Annotated in this window: 7 protein-coding genes; 4 read left to right on the top strand and 3 right to left on the bottom strand. The window is 66.3% G+C overall.

All coding sequences use genetic code 11. The features are described from left to right. Positions 1–35 precede the first annotated feature (35 nt). Positions 36–809 (bottom strand): NAD(P)-dependent oxidoreductase, encoded by a 774-nt coding sequence (locus DBR22_RS20540; protein WP_181365268.1) that lies wholly within the window; start codon positions 807–809, stop codon positions 36–38. Between the two features lie 97 nt (positions 810–906). On the opposite strand from DBR22_RS20540, the gene DBR22_RS20545 reads away from it, so the two are divergent. Next, on the top strand, positions 907–1,608 hold the full coding sequence (locus tag DBR22_RS20545; protein WP_108600516.1) for a GntR family transcriptional regulator: 702 nt from the start codon (positions 907–909) through the stop codon (positions 1,606–1,608). Positions 1,609–1,611: 3 nt separating this feature from the next. Here the strand turns inward: DBR22_RS20545 and ligM are convergent, their stop codons facing one another. Next, positions 1,612–3,024, bottom strand: coding sequence for a vanillate/3-O-methylgallate O-demethylase (ligM, locus tag DBR22_RS20550; RefSeq protein WP_108600517.1), 1,413 nt, complete (start codon positions 3,022–3,024; stop codon positions 1,612–1,614). Positions 3,025–3,069: 45 nt separating this feature from the next. Continuing rightward, positions 3,070–4,422, bottom strand: a complete 1,353-nt coding sequence (locus DBR22_RS20555) for a glycine cleavage system protein T (protein ID WP_108600518.1) — start codon at positions 4,420–4,422, stop codon at positions 3,070–3,072. A gap of 232 nt (positions 4,423–4,654) precedes the next feature. On the opposite strand from DBR22_RS20555, the gene DBR22_RS20560 reads away from it, so the two are divergent. The 3 genes from DBR22_RS20560 to DBR22_RS20570 form a co-directional block, all read left to right on the top strand. Beyond that, positions 4,655–5,386 carry a PIG-L deacetylase family protein gene (locus DBR22_RS20560; RefSeq protein ID WP_108600520.1) on the top strand — a complete coding sequence of 244 codons (732 nt, stop codon included), beginning with the start codon at positions 4,655–4,657 and terminating at the stop codon, positions 5,384–5,386. Beyond that, positions 5,383–6,123, top strand: coding sequence for a 4-carboxy-4-hydroxy-2-oxoadipate aldolase/oxaloacetate decarboxylase (locus DBR22_RS20565; protein WP_108600519.1), 741 nt, complete (start codon positions 5,383–5,385; stop codon positions 6,121–6,123). Before DBR22_RS20560 ends, DBR22_RS20565 begins: the two co-directional genes overlap by 4 nt. Continuing rightward, positions 6,110–6,526, top strand: a 417-nt coding sequence (locus tag DBR22_RS20570) for a PrpF domain-containing protein (RefSeq protein WP_308810248.1), incomplete at its 3' end; no start/stop codon positions are given. The genes DBR22_RS20565 and DBR22_RS20570, both read left to right, overlap by 14 nt.

A 6,526-nucleotide genomic window follows, 5' to 3' on the forward strand; every position in this document is an offset into this window, starting at 1 on the left:
TCCAGCCTGTTTCCGGTTTCACCCGGGATCCGCTTTCACCCTGGATCGGGCCGAGACAGTGAATGCAGCCACTGAATCGTGCCGTCCGTCATCGGATGGGGTACGCCGAGCGTCTCGAGGAACGAACGTGCGTCGTCCATCTCAGCCTCACGCCGCTTGGCATGCACCGGCGTGCCCTCAAGAATCCGCGACACCACCGAATGCCCGGCAGGGCCCAGCTCCGACGCGATCTGCTCGACGATCCAGTCCTCCGCGCCCACTGCCCGGGCAGCAGCGACGGACTCAAGAACTGTTGCAGCGAGGCCCTTCATAAAAACGCTGCGAAGCAGCTTCAGCCCTGCCGCCACTCCCGCTTCGTCACCCACCACGGCGGCGGGAATCCCCAGCCCCGCCAGGATGGCGTGCAGCTCCCGTGCCGCCGAACCACTCAGCGCCAAGGGTGTCTGCACCCGGGACCGGGGAACCGGCGCGAGGATGGCAACATCAACAAAGGCAATGCCCTGTTCGTCGGCACATTTTGCGAGCCGCCGCTTGTCCGCCGGACCGGCGGTGTTCATGTCGGCGAAAATTGCCGTCCGTTCCATCGCCGGCAACGCCTCCGCCAGGGCGGAGTCTGCCGCGCTGCCGCCCACCAGACTCAGCACCAGCGCGGCCCCGCGGACTGCAGCACCGGCGTCGCGCGCGGAACGGACCCCTGCCGGCGCGGCGGAAACGAGCGGATCCGCTGCCGTTACGCTCAGTCCCAGCCGGGCGAGATCGGCGGCATAAATGCTTCCGGCTTCGCCAAGACCCAAAACGGCGACGCGCATGGGAACACTTCCCTCCGTTGCTCCTAAGATTGTAGACAAAATGGTGGCCAGCATCCGGGGCGCCTGGGTTCCGGCGATTTTGGGAGTTTGAGTACGAATGCCGTCAACACTTGAGAACGCTTCATCGGCGGCAGACGCCGAGGCCGGCGTCGATCAAAGAGTGACCGACCTTATCCGCGACGCCATCATCCGGGGTGAATACGTCCCTAACCAGCGGCTCGTCGAGGCGGACCTCAGCGCGGCCTTCTCCGCGAGCCGGGCAACCGTCCGCACGGCACTTCTTGAGCTTGCCGGCGAAGGCCTGGTCGAACGCCTGCCGAACCGCGGATCCAGGGTGAGGGCAATATCCGTGGATGAGGCCATCGAAATCCTTGAGGTGCGGATTGGAGTCGAGGGCCTGTGCGCCGCCAAGACAGCCGCCACCCTCACAGACGAAGATGCCGAAGCCTTCGGCCGCCTTCGCGCAGCAATGATCGACTCGGTCGCCGAGGGGGACCTCGTCGAATATGCGCGGCTGAACCGCTACCTCGACGTCAGGGTCCGCGAACTGAGCAATCATGCCACCGCCTCCGATGTGCTGGCCCGGTTGCATGCGCAGAGCGTCCGGCACCAGTTCAAACTGTCCTCGCGGCCCCAGCGGGCCAAGGTCTCGGTCTGGGAGCACGTCGCGATCATCGACGCCGTCGTGGCCCGCGATCCGGACGCTGCGGAGCAGGCCGTACGCACCCACCTGTTGAGCGTCATTGATGCACTTCGCGATATTTCCTCCGCTGAACCCGGACAGCCCGCAGCACCCTGACACTTAACTGGCCGCGGCCCCTGCCGTGCGCCAGCCACCGTGGTATTCGGTCCGTGCGGTTACGGCGTAAGGGGCAGGGCTCACCACTGCACGGACACTGAGCTGCTCGTGTGGCTCCACCGTGGTCTTGCGCGATCCGCCGTCCGGTTCGCCCCAGATAACGCGGACCTCGGTGCCGATTTCGACGTCGGGATCAACCGTAGCCAGGGAGAGCCCGCGCCGTTCGTTGGCGGTGACACCGGTAAAGAGCGAAAGCCCCACCCCCGTACCGTCAGCGTCCACCACGGAGTCGTAGTTCGATGAGCCGTAGTTCGCATTGGGGATGTCGAAGAACTGGTAGCCCGGCTTGTCGCGGTCCAGGAAGGACGCCCAGATCTTTGCCAGGTCCTCGTCGTTCCAGGCCAGGGTGACCTTCTTGCGCTGTGAAGCGGGGTCCACCTTTTCGAGGGCATCACGGCCGATGAAGTCGTGATCGAACTTCACGAACGAGCCGTAACCGAGCTCCCACGGCGTCAGGTAGTAGTCCTCGATGTTGCCGGATACATAGGAGCCGGCGAGCGCATTGATCGCCTCGTAACTCGTGGCCGGCAGCCATTGACGGTAGGCGCGCTCGGCGTCGCTGCTATAAATCGCCGGCAGGGGCGAGGGGATCCAGCCCGATTCGAGGGTGTTCGAGGAGTACGCACGGGAACCGCAGGGTTCGAGCCCGAATTCGGTACCGGCCTCGAGTACCGCGTCGCGGATTTTCCCGTGCTGCCCGTACGGTCCCCAGATCTCCAGGCCCGGGGCTCCGGCCATCCCGTGGCGCAGGGTGCGTACCTGTTCCCCGCCAATATTCAGGTGCCCCATGTGGAAAAACTTCACCTGTTCAAGCTTCCCGTTGTTGAGTTTTTCAATAATCTGCCACGCATTGGGGCCCTGGATCTGGAAGCGGAAGAACTCCCGCTGGACGGCCTGGCCATACGGGCGCGACGGCGACCGGTCGTCGTAGGTGCATTCGACGTCGTATCCTCCCGTCTCGGCGCGGAACTGCAGCCAGTTCGCGGCCGGCGCCCGCCCGACGTAGACGAACTCGTTCCCGGCGAGGTGGAAAAGGATGCCGTCACCGATCACACCGCCGTTGGAAGCGGTCGGCACGAACTGCTTTGCGGTGTTAACGGGGAAGTTGGCGAAGCTGTTGATGCCGGTATCCGAAAGGAGCTTGAGCGCGCCGGGGCCCTTCATGAAGAAGTTCACCATGTGGTGGGACTGGTCATAGAGCACCGCGGTTTCCCGCCAGGCGCGCTGCTCACGCCGCCAGTTGGTGAACTCCGCCGGGACCACGGGGTAGATGTACGTGCCGAGCTGGGAGTTTCGCAACAGTTCGACGGTGTTGCCTGCCTCGTCGAGCACATCCTGCAGGGACTTGCTTGCCATCAGGTTTTCTCCTTCGGTGCTGGTCGGGTTGTTGGCCGCGCACCCTTAGGCGGCGCGGTAGCTCTCTCGCGCGAACTGAACGAACGGCGCCGGGGCCACCGTGGCGCGCACAGCCACCTGGCGGTGCGGTTCCACCTGGAGCTTGGTCGAATTGGGTTCTTCGCCCCAGAGCACGCTCACTTCAGCACCGATCTCAGCGGTGCCCGGGTCCAGGCTGGCGAGCGAGACGAAGGACTGCTCATTGGCGATATAGCCGCAATCGAAGGACTGTCCGATGCCGGCCCCGTCCTGGAGCACCTGATCCACCTGGTACAGGGCATACCGTGCTTTGGGCAGCTCGATGTACTTGGCCGGGAGGCCTGGCCGCAGGAGCGAGCCGATCGCTTCCTGGACATCGTCCGGGTTCCACACCAGCGTCACTTTCCGGCGGTGCGAACCCTGGGGCAGGCCCTTGAGGGCGTCGCTGCCCATGAAGTCATGATCGAAAGCGACGGAACGTCCGTAGTCCAGGTCGTAGGGCGTGAGGTAGTAGTCCTCGATGTCCGCCGAATCGTAGCTGCCGCCGAGGGAGCCGGCCGCCGGGGCGGGAAGCCATTCACGGTAGGCCCGGAGCGCGTCGTCGGAGAAGATCGCCGGCACCGGGGACGGAACCCAGCCCGATTCGAGGTTCGCTGTGGAGTAGCCCTTCGCCCCCACCTGGGTCAGGCCGAACTCCGCGCCTGCCTCCAGCAACGCGTCCCGGACCCGGCCGCCGTCGGCCCACGGCCCGAACAGTTCGTAGCCGGGCTGGCCGGCCATGCCGTGCCGGATGCTGCGGACTTCGAGCCCGGCGATCGGGAAGCGGCCCATGTGGAAAAAGCCGATGTGCGGAACGGCGCCGCCGATCAGCTTCTCGACGATTGCGGGGGCGGCGGGTCCCTGCAGCTCGTACCTGAACAGCCGCGGGTTCCCCTGGCGGACGATCGAGTTTCCGTCCCGCTCCACCTCGACGTCGTGTCCGCCGGTCTCGGCATGGAACTGCACCCAGTCGATCACCATCTGGTGCCCCACCAGGTTGTAGGACTCCTCCTCGAGGTGGGCCAGGATGGCGTCGCCGATCAGTTGCCCCTGATGGTTGACCGCGATGAACTGCTTGGCGCGGTCCACCGGGAACCTGGCGAAGGAGTTCACTGCGAGCCCGCTGAGCAGCCGCTCCGCGCCAGGGCCCCTTACGAACAGATCCGTCATGTGGTGGGACTGGTCAAGCAGTGCGCAACTGGTGCGCCAGGAGTGCTGTTCGGAACGCCAGTTGCTGAATTCGGGCGCTACCGGGAAGACGGTGGGGCGGGCCGGCGAGTTCCGCAGCAGCTCCATTGGAGAGCCCAGCCGATCGATCGCGGCCTGCAGGGATTCGGTCATTGCAATGTCTCCGTCACGGTGAACTCCTTTGTCCGACCCCGGCCGGGCGAATGCGCGGCAGGCTCCTTGAACGTGAGTCTAAAACATGCGTGCCAAGATTGGTAACAAAATTGTAGCCGAAGCCTTGACCGGCGTGCCAGAGCGTGGTTGTCTGGCACTGTCCGCTGGTGCCGGGCTGTTCACGGATGCGGGCGCGACGAGGATTGCTGAGCGATCCGGGGAGGACCTGATCATGGCTACTCAAGGGACAGTGCTCGTGGTGAGCGCGCACGCGGGCGACTTCGTCTGGCGTGCCGGCGGCGCCATTGCCGCCTCCACCGCCCGCGGTGACCGCGCCGTCGTCGTCTGCCTCTCCTACGGCGAGCGCGGCGAATCAGCCAGCCAATGGCTCGCCGGGAAGTCGTTGGAGGAAATCAAGGCCTTGCGGCGCAGTGAGGCCGAGGCCGCCGCCGGAGCGCTTGGAGCCGAGATCGAATTCCTCGACGCCGGCGACTATCCGCTGCTGCCCAGCCGCGAACTGCTCGATCAGCTCGTCCGGATCTACCGGCGGGTGCAGCCCACAGTGGTGCTGACGCACCCGCTCTCGGACCCGTACAACGGCGACCATCCGGCGGCTGCCCGGCTGGCGATCGAGGCAAGGATCCTGGCACAGGCGATTGGCTACGACGCGCCGGGCGAGGTGCTCGGCGCGCCGCCGGTGTTCTTTTTCGAGCCGCACCAGCCCGAACAGTGCGATTTCAAACCCGACGTCCTGCTCGACATTACGGCCGCCTTCCCGGCGAAGCAGAAAGCCATGGAGTGCCTGCCGGCGCAGCAGCACATGTGGGATTACTACACCTCACTGGCAGTGCGGCGCGGGGTGCAGGTCAAGCGGAATGCGGGCCCGAACCTCGGCCTTCCGGTGGACACTAAAGGCGAGGCGTACATGCGGTTCTACCCCCAGGTCACTGAGGTCCTCGAATGAACACCGTGGTGGTCACAGATGTGGAACGGGCTGATGCCTCAAGCATCGGCGAGCTCGCAGCCCACGGCGTCGCGACCGTGCACGAGGCGATGGGACGCACCGGACTCGTGGGCGCAACGCTCCGCCCCATCCAGGACGGCGTCCGGATCGCGGGGTCGGCAGTGACCGTGCTGTGCTGGCCGGGAGACAACCTCATGATCCATGCCGCCGTGGAGCAGTGCCGCGAGGGAGACGTGCTGGTGGTGACCACGGCCTCCCCCTCGCTGGACGGTTCATTCGGTGAACTGTTCGCCACTGCGCTGCAGCACCGCGGGGTCCGCGGCCTCATCACCACCGGCGGGGTCCGCGACGTCGCTGACCTGCGGGCGATGGGCTTTCCCGTCTGGTCCGCCGCCGTCAACGCCCAGGGCACGGTCAAGGCGACGGCCGGCTCGGTGAATGTGCCGATCACCGTGGGCGGCACCATCGTCCGGGCGGGGGACGTGATCGTGGCCGACGACGACGGCGTGCTGTGCGTGCCGCGCTTGGACGTGCCGGCGGCACTCAAGGCCGCCGATGCCAGGGTCAGGAAAGAGGCGGAGTCCCGCGCGGCCTACCTCGCCGGTGAGTTGAGCCTGGACCGCAATAACCTCCGCGGCGTGCTGGACCAGCTGGGTGTGCGATACCTCAGCGCAGCCGAGTTTGAGGCCGGCCACTACGGCGCCGGCGGGCTCGAGGCGGACCGTGGCCGCGGTTGAGGGCATCCCCTGCATGTACCTTCGCGGCGGCACGTCCAAGGGCGCGTTTTTTCTCGCCTCCGACCTCCCGGACAACACGGACCAGCGGGATGACCTGTTGCTGCGGATCATGGGCACCCCTGACCCCCGGCAGATCGACGGGCTGGGCGGTGCGCATCCCCTGACCAGCAAGGTGGCCGTCATCTCGCCGTCCCCGGACGGGGGCGCCGGCGTGGACTACCTCTTCCTGCAGCTGGGTGTCGACACGGCGTTCGTCACAAGCCGCCAGAACTGCGGCAACATCCTGGCCGGGGTGGGGCCGTTTGCGGTGGAGCGCGGCCTCGTTGCTCCCGGGGACGGGCTGACCCGGGTGCGCATCCGCATGGTCAACACGGACAGCATCGCCACCGCCACGTTCGCCACC

The organism is Arthrobacter sp. HMWF013, from assembly GCF_003061105.1.
In the GTDB taxonomy this organism is placed as follows: Bacteria; Actinomycetota; Actinomycetes; order Actinomycetales; family Micrococcaceae; genus Arthrobacter.